18 protein-coding genes are annotated in these 17,563 nt (G+C 63.2%); 7 read left to right on the top strand and 11 right to left on the bottom strand.

What is annotated here, in order from left to right; all coding sequences use genetic code 11:
- Window positions 1-763 precede the first annotated feature (763 nt).
- The 5 genes from IAG25_RS25885 to IAG25_RS25865 form a co-directional block, all read right to left on the bottom strand.
- On the bottom strand, window positions 764-1,552 hold the full coding sequence (locus tag IAG25_RS25885) for a metal ABC transporter permease (RefSeq protein WP_187607377.1): 789 nt from the start codon (window positions 1,550-1,552) through the stop codon (window positions 764-766).
- A gap of 8 nt (window positions 1,553-1,560) precedes the next feature.
- Window positions 1,561-2,448: a metal ABC transporter ATP-binding protein gene (locus IAG25_RS25880; protein WP_187607376.1), complete on the bottom strand. Its 888-nt coding sequence runs from the start codon at window positions 2,446-2,448 to the stop codon at window positions 1,561-1,563.
- On the bottom strand, window positions 2,445-3,326 hold the full coding sequence (locus IAG25_RS25875; protein WP_187607375.1) for a metal ABC transporter solute-binding protein: 882 nt from the start codon (window positions 3,324-3,326) through the stop codon (window positions 2,445-2,447). The genes IAG25_RS25880 and IAG25_RS25875 overlap by 4 nt, the downstream gene beginning before the upstream one ends.
- A gap of 41 nt (window positions 3,327-3,367) precedes the next feature.
- Window positions 3,368-3,826, bottom strand: a complete 459-nt coding sequence (locus IAG25_RS25870; RefSeq protein ID WP_187607374.1) for a Fur family transcriptional regulator — start codon at window positions 3,824-3,826, stop codon at window positions 3,368-3,370.
- A 129-nt stretch (window positions 3,827-3,955) separates the two neighbouring features.
- Window positions 3,956-4,981 carry a hypothetical protein gene (locus tag IAG25_RS25865; RefSeq protein WP_187607373.1) on the bottom strand — a complete coding sequence of 342 codons (1,026 nt, stop codon included), beginning with the start codon at window positions 4,979-4,981 and terminating at the stop codon, window positions 3,956-3,958.
- 51 nt (window positions 4,982-5,032) lie between these two features.
- Between IAG25_RS25865 and IAG25_RS25860 the strand changes: the two genes are divergently transcribed.
- The 7 genes from IAG25_RS25860 (at window position 5,033) to IAG25_RS25830 (ending at window position 12,148) form a co-directional block, all read left to right on the top strand.
- Window positions 5,033-5,806: an L-iditol 2-dehydrogenase gene (locus IAG25_RS25860; RefSeq protein WP_187607372.1), complete on the top strand. Its 774-nt coding sequence runs from the start codon at window positions 5,033-5,035 to the stop codon at window positions 5,804-5,806.
- 211 nt (window positions 5,807-6,017) lie between these two features.
- Entirely contained in the window at window positions 6,018-7,385 is a 1,368-nt protein-coding gene (locus IAG25_RS25855; RefSeq protein WP_187607371.1) for an ABC transporter substrate-binding protein, read from the top strand.
- 68 nt (window positions 7,386-7,453) lie between these two features.
- Entirely contained in the window at window positions 7,454-8,392 is a 939-nt protein-coding gene (locus IAG25_RS25850) for a carbohydrate ABC transporter permease (RefSeq protein ID WP_035497854.1), read from the top strand.
- Between the two features lie 56 nt (window positions 8,393-8,448).
- Window positions 8,449-9,240: a carbohydrate ABC transporter permease gene (locus IAG25_RS25845; protein WP_371881123.1), complete on the top strand. Its 792-nt coding sequence runs from the start codon at window positions 8,449-8,451 to the stop codon at window positions 9,238-9,240.
- 10 nt (window positions 9,241-9,250) lie between these two features.
- Window positions 9,251-9,964: an HAD family hydrolase gene (locus tag IAG25_RS25840; RefSeq protein ID WP_051626597.1), complete on the top strand. Its 714-nt coding sequence runs from the start codon at window positions 9,251-9,253 to the stop codon at window positions 9,962-9,964.
- Window positions 9,965-10,010: 46 nt separating this feature from the next.
- Window positions 10,011-11,147, top strand: a complete 1,137-nt coding sequence (locus IAG25_RS25835; RefSeq protein ID WP_187607369.1) for an ABC transporter ATP-binding protein — start codon at window positions 10,011-10,013, stop codon at window positions 11,145-11,147.
- A 137-nt stretch (window positions 11,148-11,284) separates the two neighbouring features.
- Window positions 11,285-12,148 carry an MOSC domain-containing protein gene (locus IAG25_RS25830; RefSeq protein ID WP_187607368.1) on the top strand — a complete coding sequence of 288 codons (864 nt, stop codon included), beginning with the start codon at window positions 11,285-11,287 and terminating at the stop codon, window positions 12,146-12,148.
- Window positions 12,149-12,152: 4 nt separating this feature from the next.
- Here IAG25_RS25830 and IAG25_RS25825 read toward each other — a convergent pair whose 3' ends face one another.
- From IAG25_RS25825 to IAG25_RS25800, 6 genes are all read right to left on the bottom strand, one after another.
- Window positions 12,153-13,100, bottom strand: a complete 948-nt coding sequence (locus IAG25_RS25825) for a sugar-binding transcriptional regulator (RefSeq protein ID WP_187607367.1) — start codon at window positions 13,098-13,100, stop codon at window positions 12,153-12,155.
- A gap of 109 nt (window positions 13,101-13,209) precedes the next feature.
- Window positions 13,210-13,464: a DUF2442 domain-containing protein gene (locus IAG25_RS25820; RefSeq protein WP_187607366.1), complete on the bottom strand. Its 255-nt coding sequence runs from the start codon at window positions 13,462-13,464 to the stop codon at window positions 13,210-13,212.
- On the bottom strand, window positions 13,448-13,690 hold the full coding sequence (locus IAG25_RS25815; RefSeq protein WP_187607365.1) for a DUF4160 domain-containing protein: 243 nt from the start codon (window positions 13,688-13,690) through the stop codon (window positions 13,448-13,450). The genes IAG25_RS25820 and IAG25_RS25815 overlap by 17 nt, the downstream gene beginning before the upstream one ends.
- Before the next feature lie 28 nt (window positions 13,691-13,718).
- Window positions 13,719-15,200: a xylulokinase gene (xylB, locus tag IAG25_RS25810; RefSeq protein ID WP_187607364.1), complete on the bottom strand. Its 1,482-nt coding sequence runs from the start codon at window positions 15,198-15,200 to the stop codon at window positions 13,719-13,721.
- Window positions 15,201-15,370: 170 nt separating this feature from the next.
- Entirely contained in the window at window positions 15,371-16,750 is a 1,380-nt protein-coding gene (gene dalD / locus IAG25_RS25805; protein ID WP_187607363.1) for a D-arabinitol 4-dehydrogenase, read from the bottom strand.
- Window positions 16,747-17,244, bottom strand: coding sequence for a hypothetical protein (locus IAG25_RS25800; protein WP_187607362.1), 498 nt, complete (start codon window positions 17,242-17,244; stop codon window positions 16,747-16,749). Before IAG25_RS25800 ends, dalD begins: the two co-directional genes overlap by 4 nt.
- Window positions 17,245-17,563: the final 319 nt, after the last annotated feature.

The raw sequence follows: 17,563 nt of genomic DNA, 5'->3' as shown, positions 1-17,563 counted from the left end.
CGAACAAGGGCGAAGCGAAGGGGGAAGGAATTTGGTTCACCACAGCACCCATACTTGTAAAGATACGAGCTCGAGGCTCAGTCAACTGTCCGGGTTCAAAGCGGTAAGAAGAAGCGGCGCCACAAGCTTTCTTTCGGGCTGCGAGCCCATGTAACACAAACGGGCTACCGCTTCGGGTGAGCGGAAGAGATCAGTTTCCGCCCACCTGGAATCAATATACAAGTAACCAAAGAAAGCAGCTCGTTTAAGCCCGCGGTCACACGCAGTTTGGCCATGCTTGCCAGCCCGCGGTGGCACTCGCCTAAGTGTCGCCCTCGAAGGACCAGTCGGGCTTGGCTCGCGCACGGTCTGCCGCCCCAAATATTTAAGCGCGCTGGTTCAGCACCAAATGGCTTCGGCACAGCGCTACGCGCTGCCGTTGGGTATGCAAGGGAAACCGTCGAAGAAGCGCACGCAAACCCGATTGACCCATCGGCCGCGTAGCGGGCTGGAGCTATTTGGTGCTGAACCAGTGAAGCACGCGGCGCGATGAGTCAGACCGTGCGCGATCCAAGCCCCGCGAGACCTACGAGGGCACTCGCTACTGCCGGGCCATTAGGCCAATCGCCTGTGCCGCGGCCGGTGTGAAGTGCTTAGGCTGGGGAAAGCTGTTTCTTTGGTTACTTTCTTTGCAGCAGCAAAGAAAGTGACTGCCGCCCCGCACAGGGGCAGTGCTAATAAACCAACACGAATACGGGATCCGGCGACAACAAAAACAAACCCCTCAATGCCCCCGCCGCCCAATCAAACTCGCGCCATAAACGATCGCAGCAAGCATCGTGATCCAGAAGCTCGTCGGCCAATCGGTGTAATACGCGAGCGTGAGCCCAACCCACGCCTGCCCGAGCGCAAACACGGCCGCGAGCACCAATCCCGACGACAACCGCGTCGTCACATTCTGCGCCGCGGCCGCCGGCCCGACCATCAACGCAAACACCAGAAGCACGCCGACGATCTGCGTACAAGCCGCGACCGCGAGCGCGGTGATCGCGAGAAACAGCACTGAGACGAGCCGCAACGACACGCCTTTGGCTTCCGCAAGCTCCGGTTGCAAGGACGCAAACAGCAAGGGCCGCATGATGAACCCAAGCGCCCCAAGACTCACGACGGCAAGACCAGCCAGCACGATCAGCGTCTCATGGCTAACACCGAGCACGTTGCCGAAGAGCAGAGCCGTGGCCTGCGTCGCATACGCGGTGAAGAAGTGCAGAAACAACAAGCCGAAACCGAGCGATAGCGAAAGAATCACGCCGATCGCCACATCGCGGCCCGAGAGGCGTTCGCCGAGCGCGCCCATGCCGACGCCGGCCGCGAGCGTGAAGCCCACCATTCCCCAAAGCGGCGACATGCCGAGCAGCACCGCACCCGTCGCGCCGGTAAAGCCGACGTGCGACAGCGCGTGACCCGCGAAGGTCTGCCCGCGCAGCACGAGAAAGTACCCGACGATCCCCGACAGCACCGCGACGATCCCCGACGCCGCGAATGCATTCACCATGAAGTCATATTCGAACATTGTGTTTTCTATTTGGCGTGGCTGTGACCGTGATCGTGTGCATGGCCGTGGTCATGCTCGTGTTCGTGTTCATGCTCCTCGCCTTCCTCGTGCGCGTGATCAAGCTTGTCGATCTCGACATCGCCCGACATCACGAAGATGCGGCCATTCACGCGCATCACGTCGATAGGCGAGCCGTACAGCCGCGACAACACGGGCTTCGAGATGACTTCATCGACGGTGCCGAGCGCGGCGCGCCCGCTGCCGAGATACAGCACGCGGTCGAGCGAATTCAATAGCGGATTGAGTTCGTGCGCCGAAAACAGCACGGTGATGTTCAGTTCGCGCTGAACGCGCCGCACGAGTTCCACGACGCCCGTCTGATGACGCGGATCGAGACTGATGAGCGGCTCGTCAAGCAGCAGCAGACGCGGATTGCCGAGCAGACATTGCGCGAGCAACAGACGCTGGCGCTCGCCGCCCGACAGTTCCGACAACGGACGCGAAGCCAGTTGATGCGCGCCGACGAGTTCAAGCACGCGCTCGACATCGGCGCGGATGCGCGCGTTGCGATGCGGCAGGCCCCAGTGATGCCCGTCGGCGGCCATCGCGACGAAATCGCGGCCCAGCACGCGCCGGTTGGCGAGTCCGGTGCGAATCTGCGGCATATAGCCGATCGACGCATTGCCGCGCTCGACCGCTTCGCCGTTCACGCGGATCGTCCCGCTCTTCAGCGGCACGAGCCCGAGCAGCGCGCGCATCAGCGTGGTCTTGCCCGCGCCGTTCGGTCCGAGCACGCCGATGAACTCGCCATTGCGGATCGTGAAGCTCGTGTCGTTGAGAATCTCGCGTCCGCCGAGCGCGAGCGTCACGCGATCGACTTCGAGCGCGGCTTGCGGCGTTGCGGCGGCGTTCATCGTTGCCATCCTTGCAGCGCGCCCGACAGCGTGTCGAGTTGCGACTGCATCCATTGCTGATACGTCAGTTTGGCGGGCAACGTCTCCGTCACGCTGATGCTCGGCACGTGCGCGTCCTTCGCGATGTTGAGCATGCGCTTCGTCAACGCGCCGGTCGCCTGGCTGTTGTAGATGAGCACGTGCACGCGGCGCTCGCGCAGATCCTTTTCGAATGCGGCGATATCGGCGGGGCTCGGCTCGGTCTCGTTCATCGATGCCATCTGGAAGCGCAGATTGCGCATCTCGAAGCCGATGGCATCGGCCATGTAGCCGAACACCGGCTCGGTCGCGGTGACGGGCACGCCCTTGTAGCGCGACTTCAGTTGCGCGACGCTCGCGTCGATCGGCTTCATCGAATCGAGGAAGGTCGCGAGTCGTGCGTCGTAATCGCTCTTGTGCGAAGGGTCGGCGCTCACGAGATACGCGCTCACCGCCTTCGCGACGGCAGGCATCGTCGACGGGTCGTACCAGAGGTGCGGATTGTCGCCGGACTTCTTGCCGACGAGCTTCGACGCGACGATCACCGTGCGCTTCTCATTGCTCTTCGATGCGGCGAGCAGCTTGTCCATCCACGGATCGTAGTCCGCGCCGTTGTAGACGACGAGCGCCGCGTGCTGCAACGCGCGCGCGGTCTTCGGGCTCGCTTCGAAGAGATGCGGGTCTTCGTCCGGATTGCTGAGGATGCTCGTCACCTGCACGTGATCGCCGCCGAGCTGGCGGATGACGTCGCCGTAGAAGTTCTCCGCCGCGACGACCGGCACGCGCGCGGTCTGTGCCGATGCCGTGTTGCACAAGCCGAACGCGAGGGCGAAGCAGGTCAGGACGTGCGCGAATTTCATCGATTTCCTTTGTGGATGCGTTGTTCTCGACGTGACGTGACTCATGCGCCGCGATGCTTTCTCTGGCAATCGGCGCAGAGTCCGCTCAGTTCGACGACCTGGTGATGCACCTGAAAGCCATGCGCGGGCGGACTCGCGGACAGTGACGAAGCGAGTTCGCGGCCCTGGATTTCGAGCGTTTCGCCGCATTCGTCGCAGATGAGGAACTGGCTCTCGTGCGGCTTGCCAGCGTCGCAACAAGCGATGAACGCGTTCTTCGATTCGATGCGATGCACGAAGCCGTTCTCGACGAGAAAATCCAGCGCGCGATAAACGGTGGTCGGCGGCACGCGCGCGCCGCGCTGCGGCTCCATCGCGTCGATGAGGTCGTAGGCACCGATAGGCTTGTGCGCCTTCAGCACGAGTTCGTAGACCTGGCGGCGCAGCGGCGTGAGCGCGACGCCGCGCTCGACGGCGAGCACTTCGGCGCGGGCAAGCATGGTTTCGACGGATGCGGTCATGTCATGTCGGCCACGCGAGACGTGGCCCCTGCAAAGGGTTGAAGCACGAGCGCGAGTAGCGCTCGTCGGACGATTCCGAGATGATATAACGTATCGCCGTGCGGCGCACGGAATCGTTGCCGTGCCCGTTCATCTGCCGGACAAGCTTCTGGCGTCGAGGTCGATGTGGTTCGCCTTCAGAAACTCCGATTTCGTACGCCATTTCACGACGCCGCCCGGCGCCCCGAAGGCGAGTTCACTGTCCTGGGGGATGTCGTCTGTCTGGGGCGCAGTCGTGAAGCGGCTTCTGCGCCACGCCAGCGCAACGAGCGTTCTGATACCGGCGCGGCTAACGGTGAACACGCGAATCCAGGCCGGATGCTCGCCCAACTCGGAGAGATCCGGCGCTTCGTCATCTTCGCGGTCCGAACCGCGAGCCCATCCCACCATGACGATCTTCACCGTCCGTCCGGCGCGATCGAGTTGTTCCTGACGCTGGACACGATGCCCAAGCAGCCGGAAGCGCGCCGTCGGCACGTGCGAGTTCGCAGCGAAATATTCGGCAATGATCCAGTCGCCACCCGATGAGACGATCGGCACATCCCTGCGGCGATCGTACCGGTAGATATCGGGCAGCCGTCGCAGCACCGAGCGTGGAACGTGCGCGTCGGGGAACGAATAGCGCGCGGGCTTGAAGTCGCCGGTCTCCGATTTGATCGAGTTGTCCGGATTCATGTCGAGCTTCAGCAACCGCGGCGAAAGGGCGATGGCGGTCAACGCATCGCCTGACACGCTCGCGAAGTACGGCGGATCGAAGGATTCGACCGTTTCGCCGGAATGCGTCGACCGTGTAGCGGCATAAGAGCCAGGCAAGTTCATAAGCGCAACGAACGCCGCGGCGGCCAAGACCGTTTTTGATTTGTTATGCAAGGAAGCGGGACTCACGGAGATCTTTGCGGAGTCGCGATTCTGGTTTTCAGTTCCTTCGCCTGACGATGGGAACTTTCCGAATGAGACGGCGGCGCGCGGTACGCCGTTTGCTGCCAAGTCCTCGCCAGACGGGTTTTCCCGAGGTTTTTCCGCGTTTGCGCGTCGCAACATCGAAACCTGTGCCGATGCCTTGACACGATCACGCGCAGCGCCGATCATTCGATCAAACAGAGAGCAATTGTTCATTCGCAGAGCGTTCGCTCACGCGAGGGACGATTCGAAGAATCGGAGACATCGGTGAGACTGAAAGACAAGGTCGCGATCATCACGGGTGCGGCGAGCGGCATCGGCGAGGCGGTCGCGCGGCGCTATCTGGAGGAAGGGGCGCAGGTCGTCGTCGTCGACGTGAAAGACGAGCACGACATGGCCCAGCGCTTCGCGGACGTCTCCGCGCGCGTGCTCGCGCTCAAGGCCGACGTCACACAGCGCGAAGACATCGAACGCATCGTGGCGCGCAGCGTCGAGCGTTTCGGCGGCATCGACATTCTCTTCAACAACGCGGCGCTCTTCGACATGCGCCCGATCCTCGATGAATCCTGGGACGTCTATGACCGCCTCTTCGCGGTCAACGTCAAGGGCATGTTCTTTCTGATGCAGGCGGTCGCGAAACGCATGGTCGAGCAGGGCCGCGGCGGCAAGATCATCAACATGTCGTCGCAGGCGGGACGGCGCGGCGAAGCGCTCGTGTCGCATTACTGCGCGACCAAGGCGGCGGTGATCAGCTATACGCAATCGGCGGCGCTCGCGCTCGCTAAAGAGCGCATCAACGTGAACGGCATCGCGCCCGGCGTCGTCGATACCCCGATGTGGAAGGAAGTCGATGCGCTCTTCGCGCGCTACGAGAACCGTCCGCTCGGCGAGAAGAAGCGGCTCGTCGGCGAGGAAGTGCCGCTCGGGCGCATGGGCTTGCCCGCGGACCTGACAGGCGCGGCGCTCTTTCTGGCGTCAGCGGATTCGGATTACATCACCGCGCAGACGATCAACGTCGATGGCGGCAACTGGATGAGTTGACGCGGCTTGAAGCGCGGGAAGCACCGTCTATAGTGAAACGGCGCCGAGTGGAAGGCGCCAGGGTAACGAAGGCAGGCGCGGCAAAGAATAACCCGGCAACACGCGATCCCCGATCGCGCACCCTCAAAAGCAGGCAGCGGCATACACGGCGTTTGCGGTCATGCATCGACTGTCCGCTGTGCCCGTGCAAACAAAAAGGAGACGAACCCATATGAAACGCACTCAACGCATCGTTCGAGCACAACCGCGCGCGCGTCGCGCCCCGTTCGTGACCGGGGCGCTCACGGCCGCGCTGGCCGCGGCCGCGCTCGTGCCGCTGTCGGCGCATGCCGCGACCACCATCACGATCGCGACGTTGAACAACCCGGACATGATCGAGCTGAAGAAGCTCGCCCCGGCCTTCGAGAAGGCCAATCCGGACATCCAGCTCAAATGGGTGATTCTCGAAGAAAACGTGCTGCGCCAGCGCGCGACGACCGACATCACCACCAACAGCGGCCAGTTCGACGTGATCACCATCGGCACGTACGAGGCACCTCAATGGGGCAAGCGCGGCTGGCTCTCGCCGATGACCGGCCTGCCCGCCAACTACGATCTCGACGATGTCGTGAAGACCGCGCGCGACGGCCTCTCGTCGGGCGGCGTGCTCTACGCGCTGCCGTTCTACGTCGAAAGCTCGATGACGTACTACCGCAAGGATCTGTTCCAGGCGGCCGGCCTGAAGATGCCCGACCAGCCGACCTACGACCAGATCAAGCAGTTCGCCGACAAGCTCACCGACAAGTCCAAAGGCCAGTACGGCATCTGCCTGCGCGGCAAGGCGGGCTGGGGCGAGAACATGGCGTTCGTGTCGACGGTCGTGAACACCTTCGGCGGCGAATGGTTCAACGAGAAGTGGCAGGCGCAGCTCGACACGCCCGAATGGAAGAAGGCCGTGGGTTTCTACGCGGACCTGCTGAAGAACGACGGGCCGCCGGGAGCGAGCTCGAACGGCTTTAACGAGAACCTCACGCTGATGTCCTCGGGCAAGTGCGCGATGTGGATCGACGCGACGGTCGCCGCGGGCATGCTCTACAACAAGTCTCAGTCGCAGGTGTCGGACAAGATCGGCTTCGCGGCCGCGCCGATCGCCGTCACGCCGAAGGGCTCGCACTGGCTGTGGTCGTGGTCGCTCGCGATCCCGAAGACGTCGAAGCAGCAGGACGCCGCGAAGAAATTCGCCGCGTGGGCGACGTCGAAGGAATACATCGAGATGGTCGGCAAGGACGAAGGCTGGGCGTCGGTGCCGCCGGGCACGCGCAAATCGACCTACGCGCGCCCCGAGTACAAGCAGGCCGCGCCGTTCGGCGACTTCGTGCTGAAGGCGATCGAAACCGCGGACCCGAACGACGCGACGCTGCACAAGGTGCCGTATAGCGGCATCCAGTTCGTCGGCATTCCGGAGTTCCAGTCGTTCGGCACGGTGGTCGGCCAGTCGATCGCGGGTGTCGTCGCGGGTCAGACGAGCGTCGACAACGCGTTGAAGGCCGCGAATGCCGCCGCGGATCGCGCCGTGAAGCAGGCGGGCTATCAGAAGTAAATCTTCCGCAGCACACGGGCCGCGTCGCCTGATGCGGCCCGCCAGCATCATCATCGAGAGGTGAAACGATGAGTCAACTGAATCCCCCCATCACCGATCATCATCTGGAGGAGTCCGCCGCCGAACGCGACAAGCGGCGTGCGAAGTCGGTGCGATGGCTGATCTCGCCATCGACCGGATTGCTCTTTCTGTGGATGGCCATTCCGCTCGCGATGACGATCTGGTTTTCGTTCTCGCGCTATAACCTGCTGAACCCCGATGTCAAAGGCTTCGCGGGCTTCGACAATTTCGAGTTTCTCATTACCGATCCGGCGTTCGGCCCATCCATCGGTCATACGCTGACGCTGATCATTTCGGTGCTCGTCATCACGGTCGTGGGCGGCGTGCTGCTCGCCGTGCTGTTCGATCGCAAGTTCATAGGTCAGGGCATCGCGCGTCTGCTCGTGATCGCGCCGTTCTTCGTGATGCCGACGGTCTCCGCGCTCATCTGGAAGAACATGATCCTGCATCCGGTGTACGGCCTCATCGCCAGCCTGATGCGCTCGATGGGCATGCAGCCGATCGACTGGTTCGCCGAGTATCCGCTGTTCGCGGTGATCGTGATCGTCGCGTGGCAATGGCTGCCGTTCGCGTTCCTGATTCTATTCACGGCGATTCAATCGCTCGATCAGGAACAGAAGGAAGCGGCGCGCATCGACGGGGCGGGTCCGTTCGCGATGTTCTTCTTCATCACGCTGCCGCACCTGAAGCGCGCGGTCGCCGTGGTCGTGATGATGGAAACCATCTTCCTGCTGTCGATCTTCGCGGAAATCTACACGACGACGGGCGGCGGCCCCGGCACCGCGACGACCAACCTCTCGTACCTGATCTACGCGCTCGGCCTGCAGCAGTTCGACGTCGGTCTCGCATCGGCGGGCGGCATTCTCGCGGTCATTCTCGCCAACATCGTCGCGTTCTTCCTCGTGAGAATGCTCGCGAAGAACCTCAAAGGGGAGTACGAGTCATGAGCACTCAAACCGTTACGGGAGCGCCGCGGACCACCGCGCTCGGTCACGCGAAGAACATCGTGCCCGGCATCGTCGCGTGGCTGTTTTCCATCCTGCTGTTCTTCCCGATCTTCTGGATGACGATCACCGCGTTCAAGACCGAGCAGCAGGCGTATTCGTCGTCGCTGTTCTTCACGCCGACGCTCGATAGCTTCCGCGAAGTGTTCGCGCGCAGCAACTACTTCGGCTTCGCGTGGAACTCGGTGCTGATCTCGGTGGGCGTCACGCTGCTCTGTCTGATCCTCGCCGTGCCGTGCGCCTATGCGATGGCCTTTTTCCCGACCAGGAAAACGCAGTCGGTGCTCCTGTGGATGCTGTCCACGAAGATGATGCCGTCGGTCGGCGTGCTCGTGCCGATCTATCTCTTGTGGAAGAACACGGGCCTGCTCGATACCGTGTCCGGGCTCATCATCGTGTACACGCTGATCAACCTGCCGATCGCCGTATGGATGGCCTACACGTACTTCAATGAAGTGCCGAAGGACATTCTCGAAGCCGGCCGTATCGACGGCGCGACGACGTGGCAGGAGATCGTCTATCTGCTGATGCCGATGGCATTGCCCGGGCTCGCATCGACGGGTCTGTTGCTCATAATCCTGTCGTGGAACGAGGCGTTCTGGAGCATCAACCTGTCGAGTTCGAACGCGGCGCCGCTGACGGTGTTCATCGCGTCGTATTCGAGTCCGGAGGGTCTCTTCTGGGCGAAGCTCTCGGCGGCTTCGCTGCTCGCGGTCGCTCCGATTCTGATCGTCGGCTGGGTCTCGCAGAAACAACTGGTACGCGGCCTCACGTTTGGCGCGGTGAAGTGAGGATGCGAGCGTGAACCTCACTCCATCCCACGAGGCCAATCTCGAAGACCGCCTGCTGATCTGCGATTGCGACGGCGTGCTGATCGACAGCGAAGCGGTGGCGGCGCGCATGCTCGTCACCGAGCTGGAGGCGCTGTGGCCGGGCGTCGATGTCGAGCCGGTCGTGATGCCGCTGCTCGGCCTGCGCATCGAGGCGGTGCTCGCGAGCGCCGCCGACACGGTGAACCGCACGCTGACGCACGATCAGGTCGTCGCGATCCGGCGCGCCGTCGAAGTGGCCGCGATCGAGGCGCCGACGGTGCCGGGCATTGCCGAGGCGCTCGCGGCCGTGCCGTTCACGAAGGCGTGCGCGAGCAACAGCTTTTCGACCTATGTCGATGCCGTGCTGAAACGCACGGGCCTCCTGCGCTTCTTCGGCGAGCGGCGCTTTTGCGCGGACATGGTCGCGAATCCGAAGCCCGCGCCCGACGTCTATCTCGCGGCGGCGCGCGCGATGCGCATCGATCCGCTGCGTTGCCTCGTCGTCGAGGACAGCGTGACCGGCGTGACGGCGGCGAAGGCGGCGGGCATGCCGGTGCTCGGCTTCATCGGCGGCGGGCACGCGACCGAAGGACAGATCGGCGCGCTCGAAAGAGCGGGCGCGCACAAGGTATTCGACGACATGACGCGCTTGCCTGCGCTCGTCGATCAATGGCTGCAGAACGCGACGTTCGAAATCAGATAGCGACAAGCGCTCGGCGCATCGCTAATGAAGACTGGAGACACACACCATGGCTAGCCTGACACTTCGCAACATCAGCAAGCGTTATGAAGAAACCGAGGTGATGCGCAACATCAACCTCGATATCAACGACGGCGAGTTCGTCGTGTTCGTCGGCCCGTCGGGCTGCGGCAAGTCGACCTTGATGCGCATGATCGCGGGTCTGGAGGACATCAGCGGCGGCGACCTGATGATCGACAACGCGCGCGTCAACGAATTGGCGCCCGCTAAGCGCGGCATCGCGATGGTGTTCCAGTCGTACGCGCTGTATCCGCACATGACGCTGTACGACAACATGGCGTTCGGCCTCAAGCTCGCGGGCGAGAAGAAGCCCGCGATCGACGCCGCCGTGAAGAACGCCGCGAAGATTCTGCACATTGACCATCTGCTCGATCGCAAGCCGAAGCAGTTGTCCGGCGGCCAGCGTCAGCGCGTGGCGATCGGGCGCGCGATCACGCGCAAGCCGAAGGTGTTTCTGTTCGACGAGCCGCTCTCGAACCTCGACGCCGCGCTGCGCGTGAAGATGCGCCTCGAATTCGCGCGTCTGCACGACGACCTGAAGACGACGATGATCTACGTGACGCACGATCAGGTCGAGGCGATGACGCTCGCGGACAAGATCGTCGTGCTGTCGGCGGGGAACATCGAACAGGTCGGCACGCCGAACACGCTGTATCACGCGCCGGCGAACCGTTTCGTCGCGGGCTTCATCGGCTCGCCGAAGATGAACTTTCTCTCGGGCACGGTCGCGCAGATTCAGAACGACGGCGTGCTCGTGAAGTACGCGACGGGCGAGACGCAACTCGTCGGCGTGCTGCCCGGCAATGCGAAGCCGGGCGATGCGGTGACGGTCGGCGTTCGTCCCGAGCACTTGCAGCCGACCTCGCCCGGTTCGGGCGATTACGGCATCTCCGCATCGGCGATGACGGTCGAAACGCTTGGCGACGCGGCGTATCTCTATGCCGAAACGGACGTCGCGCCGGACGGGCTGATCTCGCGCATTCCGCCGCTCGAGAAGCACGCGCGCGGCGAGAAGCTGAAGCTCGGCACGGCGCCCGAACATTGCCATCTGTTCAATGCGGAAGGGCAGGCGTTCACGCGCAGGATCGTCGATGCGTGGCTGCGGGAGCACGCGACGGCAGCGTGATGCTCAACTGATCGCACACGAGCGGCGTCGTTCGAAAGAGCGGCGCCGTTGTTTTTTGCACGACTCGCACACGCGCGATAATCTCTCTTTCGACCCGCCACACTCGATGGCCGGCGCCGACTCCACACGATATCGCCATGCCCGTCCTGAACGAACTCTTCGTCTATCCGATCAAGTCCTGCGCCGGCATTTCGCTGCGCCGCGCGATGCTCCTCGACACGGGTCTCGAATACGACCGTCACTGGATGGTGACCGATCCGGCTGGCGCGATGTTCACGCAACGTTCGCATCCGCGCATGGCGCTGATCAAAACCGCGTTCGATGGCGACGATCTCGTCATCGACGCGCCCGGCATGCCGGCGCTTCGCACGCCGCTCTCGGCCGAAGCGCTCATCGATGCGCGACCGATCCGCGCGACCGTGTGGCGCGATACCGTCGCCGCACTCGACTCGGGCGAGCACACCGCGCAATGGTTCAGCGAGTTTCTCGGCATTCCCGCGCGGCTCGTGCGGTTTTCGCCGTCCTCGCGTCGCGATGTCAGCGACGAATGGACCGCGCCGCACAGCACGCATACGCGTTTCGCGGATCAGTTTCCGCTGCTGGTGGTCGGCCAGGCATCGCTCGACGATCTCAACGCGCGTCTGTCGGTGAAGGGAGCGCCGGGCATCGGGGCCAATCGCTTCCGGCCGAATCTCGTGATCGGCGGGCTCGATGCGTACGAAGAGGATTTTGTCGGCGACATGCAGATTCGCGTGCCGGGACGCGACGTGCAATTGCGGCTCGTGAAGCTCTGCACGCGCTGTCCGATTCCATCGATCGATCAGGACACGGGCGCGCACGATCCATCATGGCCGCACGAGCCGCTCGACACGATGAGCGCGTATCGCGGCAGCGATCAGCTCGACGGCGCGCTCACCTTCGGCAAGAACGCAATCGTTCTGAAAGGCGAAGGTGTCGCGCTGGAAGTCGGGCAGGAAGTGGAAGCGGAAATCGACTTCTGACGATTCACGCGTCGAGCGCGGCTTTCGCGCACAACTCATCCGTCACGAGCCCCGACAACCATTTCCCCTTCAACGCGGCGATCAGCGCTTCGCGCTTGCGCTCGCCGCCCGCGAAGCCGATGGTCGGGCGTTTGGGCGGCGTATCGAGCTTGAGGCTCGTCACGCGCGCGCCGGTTTTCGATGTCACGCGCTTGCCGTGCGCATCGATCGGCAGGCCGAGCCATTCGGCCACGGCGCCCGCCGACATCAATTCGTCGACTTCCGTGCGCGTGATGAAGCCGTCCTGGTGGAGCGGGCAGTTCACGCCCACGTTGCCGATGCCGACGAACGCCACATCCGCCTGCTGCGCGAGTTCGCTGACGATGCGATACAGCCGGTGATTGACCCATTGCGCGCGTTCGGTTTCGCTGTCGGCCATGAGCGGCGCGGGCAGCATGAAGTGCTTGCCGCCGGTCTTTTCCGATAGCTGCTGCGCGACGTCGTAACGATTCGACGATCCGTCCTGCGCGATTGCGCCGACCATCGAGACGAAGCGATGCTGCGGCCGGTCGATCTGCCCGATCTGTGCGACGCAGGCCTTCAACGTGCGCCCGCTGCCGATCGATACGACGAGCGGTTTCTCTTCGAGCAGATAGCGCTCCATCACCTGCGCGCCCGCGACGGCGAGCTTGCGATCGACCTGTTCGGGCGCGTCGCCGTCGATGGGGACGACTTCGCACATCGCGAGACCGTAGCGGTCGCTGAGCGCCTTCGCGAGCGACAGACAGTCTGCGATGCGATGATCCACACGCACGCGGATCAGGTTCTTTTCGACCGCGAACGCGACGAGCCGCTGCGCCACCGGACGCGAGATCTGCAGCTTTTCCGCGATCTCGTTCTGGGTGTTGCCGGCGACGTAGTAGAGCCATGCTGCGCGCGTCGCGAGATCGAGTTTTTCGGTGGATTTGGGCACTGGTGGTCGAGTGTCTTGTCTTCTGCTTAAGTTGTAGTTCTTATTGGGGCATCGCGGGCCTGAAATCAGAACCACGAATCAAAACACGGCCCGCATGAAACAAAAAACGCTAGGCGGCTCGCGGCGGCATATGGGTCATATCCCCCCGTCCTGCGAGCAGCCCCTCCACGGAGATATCTTCGTCGATATCTTCCCAATGCAGGCCGGTGCCACTGAAGCTGATTTCGTATCGCTGCCGTTGATCCGGCGTGGCGTGAAGCAACCGGGGGAACCACGCGAGGGGAACGCCGAGCGTACGGCCATCCGAAAGTTCGACCCACATCGTGTAGTCGTCGAAGCGAACCTCTTTAGCCGAAGTACTCATTCCAAGCCCTCACAATTTCGTCACGACGACCTTCTACCACCAGCAACAGTTCAGAAAGTGTACGTCGATCGAAGCCAGCGCTGCTTGCTACGTGCACGTTCGGATCGAGCCAGAATTTGGCTTCGCCGTTCGCGCAGCTTGCGTGAATGTGCACCGGCTCACGCGGATTTCCCTCGTTGGAGAAGAAGTGAAATCGTACACCCTTGTATCGAAAAACCGTCGGCATCCAGATCCTTTACCTTTCACGCGCAGGCTCAAGCCAACCTCGGCCGCGCCGGATCAAACAACGGCCTCACATGCTGATAAAGCTCGCGAAACCCCTTCAATCGCTGCCGCAACATCTCATGCCGCTCGGAGTTCGGCGTGAACTCCTGCTTGATCTCGGGCTTGGCGAGCACCGTCGCCGGATCGCCGCCCGCCGCGAGCCACCCGAGCCGCGCCGCGCCGAGCGCCGCCCCGGTCTCGCCACCGCCGTGCGTGCGCGTCGGCGTATCGAAGGCATCGGCGAACATCTGCGCCCAATACGCGCTGCGTGCACCCCCGCCGAGCATCGACAAGGCCCGCGCCTGCGTGCCCGCCGATTGCAGCGCATCCAGACCATCGGTCAAAGAAAGCGTCACGCCTTCGAGCACGGAGTAGCCGAGCAACGCGCGATCGGTCGCATGCGTCATGCCGAAGAACACGCCCTGCGCGTACGGATCGTTGTGCGGCGTGCGCTCGCCGCTCAGATACGGCAGGAACAAAGGCGCGGAAGGCAGCACATCGGCGGGCAAGGCTTCGATTTCCGCGAGCAAGGTCGGCTCGTCCGTCGACGTCAGCTTGCACACCCAGCGCAGACAACTCGCCGCCGACAAGACCACGCTCATCTGATGCCAGCGATCCGGAATCGCGTGACAGAACGCATGCACCGCCGACGCCGGATTCGGCCGGAAGCGATCGCCGATCACGCACAGCACGCCCGATGTGCCGAGCGACAGAAAACCATCGCCCGGATCGGTCGCGCCGATACCCACCGCGCTCGCGGCATTGTCGCCGCCGCCCGCCGCGACGACCACGTCTGCGTCGAGGCCGAATTCGCGCGCGAGTTCCGGCCTCAATGTGCCCGACGGCTCGCTGCCCTCGGCCAGCGACGGCATCTGCTGACGCGACATCCCGCACGCGGCGAGCAGCTCGTCGGACCAGTCGCGGCGCGCGACATCGAGCCAGAGCGTGCCCGCGGCATCCGATGGATCGGACACCTTCGTGCCCGTCAGATGCATCCGCAAATAATCCTTCGGCAAGAGCACGCACGCGGTCTGCTTGAAGATCTCGGGTTCGTTGTGCGCGACCCAGAGCAGCTTCGGCGCGGTGAAGCCCGGCATCGCCAGATTGCCGGCTATCTCGTGCAGATTCGGCGCGCGCTCGTAGAGTTCGGCGCACTCCTTGTCGCTGCGCATGTCGTTCCAGAGAATCGCGGGGCGCAGCACGTTGTCGTGCGAATCGAGCAGCACCGCGCCGTGCATCTGGCCCGAGAGGCCGATGCCGCGCACCTGCGCGAATTCATCGGGAAACTTCTCGCGCAGCTTGAAGAGCGCGGCCCGCGTGCCTTCCCACCAGTCGAGCGGATTCTGCTCCGACCAGCGCGGCTTCGGACGCGATACGGTGAACGGCGTGCCCGCCGTGCCGATGACGCTGCCGTCGCTCGCGAGCAGCAGAACTTTCACTTCGGAGGTGCCGAGGTCGATGCCTAAGTACATGAACGGACCCTTTGTCGTTGCCGGGATCGACCCGGCCAAAACCCAAGCGTGGCGCCAATGTAGCGGGAGGCGCTAATTTAACGCCACGCGAAGCGCCGCGCCATGGGCACATTACCCGAGCGACGCGGCGCTGGTTTGAACTCGCGTTTAGGACGGCGATAACACCAGGCTTATGGTCGGTTGGCGAGCCACGCATCGACCTTCGAAATCGCGTTGCGCATCACGCGCTCCAGACCCTCGGTCTGCGCCATGCTGCCCCACAGAAGCTTGTCGGCCGTGAACGCCTTGACCGGATCGGGCGCCGTGAAGAACGCATGCGCGACCGCCGGGTCCATCACGCCGTCCTGATAGGTGTAAGACAGCTTGCCTTCGTGCCAGCGTTCGAGAAAGCGGAAGAAGAGCGCGGGCAGGATGGCGGTCGAATCGGGATCGACGTTGCGCGCGAAGCATTCCGAGAGCGTTGGCGCGATGAAGCCAGGCAGCTTCGAGAAGCCATCGGCCGCGACGCGCTGATTCGTGTCCTTGATGTACGGATTGCTGAAGCGATCGAGCACGACATCGCGATACTTCGCGAGATCGATCGGGCTGGGCGTGAGACAGGGGATCACGTCGTCGGTGACGTAGGCGTCCGCGAGCGCGCGAATCTCCAGGTCCTGCGTGCCTTCGTGGATGTATTGCAGCCCGACGAGCGTGCCCGCCCACGCGATGCAGCTATGGCTCGCATTGAGGATGCGGATCTTCGCTTCCTCGTACGGATGCACCGATTCGACCATCTCCGCGCCGACCTTCTCCCACGCGGGCCGCCCGGCGATGAAGTTGTCTTCGATGACCCACTGGATGAATTTCTCGCCCATTACCGGCGCTTTATCGTCGAAGCCGGTTGCGGCCTTCACGCGCTCGGCGACGTCGGGCGTCGGACGCGGCGTGATGCGGTCGACCATCGCGTTCGGACACGATGTATTCGCGATCATCCAGTCGCGCAACGCGGTCTCGCCGCGCCGCTCCAGGAATTCGAGCATGCCCGCCTTGAAGCGGTCGCCGTTGCTGCGCAGGTTGTCGCAATTCTGCAGCGACACCTTGCCCGCGCCGTTCTTCATGCGCGCATCGAGAATGGCGGCGAGCGCGCCGTAGATGGTCGTCTTCGCGCCTTTCAGGTCGGCGGCGAGATCGGCGTTGGCGGTGTCGAGCTTGTCGTGCTCGTCGAGGTAATAACCGCCTTCCGTGACGGTGAACGACACGATCTTCGTCTTCGGGTCCGCGCCCGTCGCGATCAGTTCGTTCAGGTCGGCGGACCACGGCACGACCTTTTTGATCGCGCGGATGGTCTCGTATTCGCGCTCGCCCTTCGGCGTGACGGTTTCGAGCGTGTACTCGCCGTTTTGCGCGGCGAGCGCATCGAGCACGGCGTTCATGTCGCCGCGAATATTGCCGACGGCGAGCGACCAGCTTTGATCGCCCGTCTCGTTCAGTCGATGCAGATACCACGCCTGATGCGCGCGATGAAAAGACCCGGCGCCGATGTGCAGGATCACGTTGGCTTCGCTAGTCATGTCGTCTCTTCCTTCTGATTGGCGGTGCGTCCGTTCTTCGCGGACGGCTGGTCGCGATGGCGCGCGGGGCGCTCAAGGCGGTGGAGGTGAGCATTTGCTCTATCGATGATCGAATGATCGTATTCGCCCGGACGAAAGTCAAGGCGCGATGCTTCCTGCGACGCCGCGCAATTTACGCGCCTCGCGGCGGGCGATCCACCGTCGATGCCGGCGGCGTGGGAGCGCTGCGGCGCACAAATTTCATCGGCGAAGACGGATCGGGAATAACCCGTATAGGCGGTTTCTCGCGCGACGGCTGAAGGCGGGTGGGTGACGCTCGTCGAGCGGGCGCTGCCGGAGAGGGAGCGGGGCAGCGGGTTTATGCCGATCGTTTCGGCGTGTATCTTGAGGTTATCCGGCTTTGAAGCCGTGCATCGGTTGAGAGGGTGATTGTTGCTTTTTGCTTGTTTGCTCTCGCTTCGCTGGATCCCGTTATCACGTCGGTCTATTAGCACTGCCCCTCCCCGGGGCGGGGGTCACTTTCTTTGCTGCTGCAAAGAAAGTAACCAAAGAAAGCAGCTCGTCGAGGCCCGCGGTCACACGCACGTTGGCTATGCTTGCCAGCCGCCGGTGGCACTCGCCTAAGTGTCGCCCTCGAAGGACTTACCGGGCTTGGCTCGCGCACGGTCTGACGCGCTAGAAGTTTTAGCGCGCTGGTTCAGCACCAAATAGTTTCGGCACAGCGCTTCGCGCTGCCGTTGGGTATGCGAGGGAAACCATCGAAGAAGAAGCGTACGCACACCCGATTGACCCATCGGCCGCGAAGCGGGCTGG

This window comes from Caballeronia sp. EK (genome assembly GCF_014384845.1).
Taxonomy (GTDB): domain Bacteria; phylum Pseudomonadota; class Gammaproteobacteria; order Burkholderiales; family Burkholderiaceae; genus Caballeronia; species Caballeronia jiangsuensis.
This window is presented reverse-complemented; position numbering and strand designations above follow the sequence as displayed.